Origin of the sequence: Coxiella endosymbiont of Ornithodoros maritimus (assembly GCF_907164965.1) — a bacterium.
Lineage (GTDB): Bacteria > Pseudomonadota > Gammaproteobacteria > Coxiellales > Coxiellaceae > Coxiella.
Genome location: NZ_CAJRAM010000060.1, coordinates 1 through 2,394, shown reverse-complemented (window position 1 = coordinate 2,394; position 2,394 = coordinate 1). Strand labels below are relative to the sequence as shown.

Genomic DNA, 2,394 nt, shown 5'->3' with positions numbered 1-2,394 from the left:
TGACGCTGCCTCTTTGGCCCTCATTGCTAATCAAAAATATTTAAAAGGCGAAGTTGTAGCCCCCGAAAAAAGCGAACCCACCTACATTCGCGACAAGGTAGTCCAAGCTTCTTTCACAAATAAAAATTAATATCTCTAGTTATTTACACTAATTCAATTGCTTATCAGCTAATATTCTATCAAATTATTAAGATAAATTTAATTTTTTTATAATGTAAGCATTATATACTAAATTAAATAATTCAATCTTAATTTTTTAAAAACATGAGGGAGATAAAATGCCTGAGAAAACGGAGACCTTTACTATACTTAAAACTTTAATAGATGATAATTATCAACTTGAGAAAGAATTAGGCTCATTAATTAAAAAAGCAGATAAAGAACTGCCCCCAGCAGAAATTTTAAACCCAGCTTATGAAAAAGAAATTCTTAAATTTGTAGAAGAAATAAACACAGAAACGCCGTCATTGGAGTCAGTTAAATTAGCGATTCAGGAGTTTGTTTTATTAAGAAAAATATCCTCTCTTATTTCGAAATTCTATTTTTATCAAGTTAGATCATATCAAGCTCAATTAGAAAATTTTGTAGTGCTTATCAAGCTGAAAAACCGGCTTCTGATAAATAATTTAGTAAAACTTTTGGAAGTGTCGTCGTAAAGGATGTGGAACTTGAAACCATAGCATCAGTATTTCTAAATCAGTATCTGCCTGCTACCGCTTCAGCTACTTTTTCTACAATTACAATGACTTATTTGAAGTTAAAGGGAATAAAAGTTGAAGACATTAGAAGATCGATTAAAGAGAATGAAATTGATTATTTGGACAGCGCTTTTAAGGCGTATCAAGAAAAAATTTCAAGTGGATTAAAAGACAAAGTTAATCCCGCAATGGAAATACGAGAAATCGAAGACACAGACTCTTTAGATGGATCTTTTGATGAATTTTTCGATGCGAGCGATAAAGAAACAGCTAATGCCAGTGAGTTCGGGAAAAAGAGTCTCTTTTCTCTATTAGTTGAATGGTTGAAAATATTACTCCTGCTACCAATCAATAAATTGTTTGATAATTGTAAAAATAATGCTGTCCCCAAGGAAAAAAATAATCAAGCTTTCTTTGTAAAGCCTACCAAGTACAGGTTACCAATTGAAAATGAATCTTCCAGAAATTCGACTTGGATTCGTTACATTGCAAAAATTTAGGTTGTATAAAAGACGTGCGAATTCTCGAATTAAATGGAAAATGCGCAATCAATCTTTTCTTTGCTGAAACAGCAATTCTGCCCATGTAAAATCAAGGGCATTGTAAAACAGCAATTCCAAGTAACCCGTATGAAGCCGTAGCGGAATACAGGTTACTCACCCAGATCAACGCTTTGGTGATGCTGTGGGGTTGCTGAAGGTACTGTGATGCTCTAATGGAGAATCTGGAATTGACCGCCTCAATGCACTTCTCACTTGCAAGAGAGTCGATAAAGGATTATCTGAATTTACAATCTTTAAAACTACTAGAACTGCTTTATATTGTTCCAGGTAAGAGTTTTCAAACGATTTTAATTAAAGGTGCTCAACTTTTTTTCACCTTCTTGCGTGATCTTCCATACATAAAAATAGAGTGATAAAAGCACACGTGCCCACCCCCTCTGCGATTAAAATTTGGCTCGGCATTTTTATTTCACTTTGATGGGCAGCAGTAATGACTCCAGCCCCCCAGCATCATACTAACAAAAAGGTACAAAACCACTGAACAAATTAACCTTTTTGCCGACTTAATTATTTTAAGCTCTATCATTTCTTCCAAGGTCGTTCTTGCTTCCTGCATTATTTTTGTTTTCTCTTCTTTTTTGAGTCTTTGGCAGTCTTTATAAAAGTCCCCAGAATATAAACCTATGATTAACTGGGATCACACATTGCGGCCAAGCATTGCAAATTTTACTTTGTCTTTTAAATCAAGAAATGGAACTACTACTTCTTCAAAGGTGCCCGTTGGCGTGTGTTCGAAATTTTTTATACAATCAGAGTCTTTAGGGAAATTAGCTTCAGACCAAAAACACCAGCGGTGAATTTCATAATAGGCAGGAAAATCCTTAGCAAGATCCTTCTGCTATGGCAAATTTAAGCTGTTAATAAAGTAAGGTGAATCCGCTGTGTTTGAAAAGGAAAAATTTCCTTATCTTCATTTTGACTAATCTGCAAAACGACTGAAGTAGGTCAGTGCTTCCTCATCAAGCGTCTTCGCCTCATCCATTGCATCTCCCCTGCGATTGGCTGGAGTAGGAGCAGCATCGATATTTTATAGAGTAATGATTACCGGTATCTTTCTTCTCTTTTTTATACTCGTTTAAAAGATTTTCTGTTAATTCGCGTCGCATAAATACACCATTCAAAAAATTAAAATT

General features: G+C 34.6%; 2 pseudogenes. Both read left to right on the top strand.

Annotation, left to right across the window (positions count from 1 at the left end):
- A pseudogene (locus OWO34_RS06140) lies at positions 1–130 on the top strand (tRNA (adenosine(37)-N6)-threonylcarbamoyltransferase complex dimerization subunit type 1 TsaB); the annotation flags it as partial.
- 148 nt (positions 131–278) lie between these two features.
- Positions 279–1,198: pseudogene (locus OWO34_RS06135) on the top strand (Dot/Icm T4SS effector protein CbEPF1).
- The last annotated feature ends 1,196 nt before the right edge of the window (positions 1,199–2,394 follow it).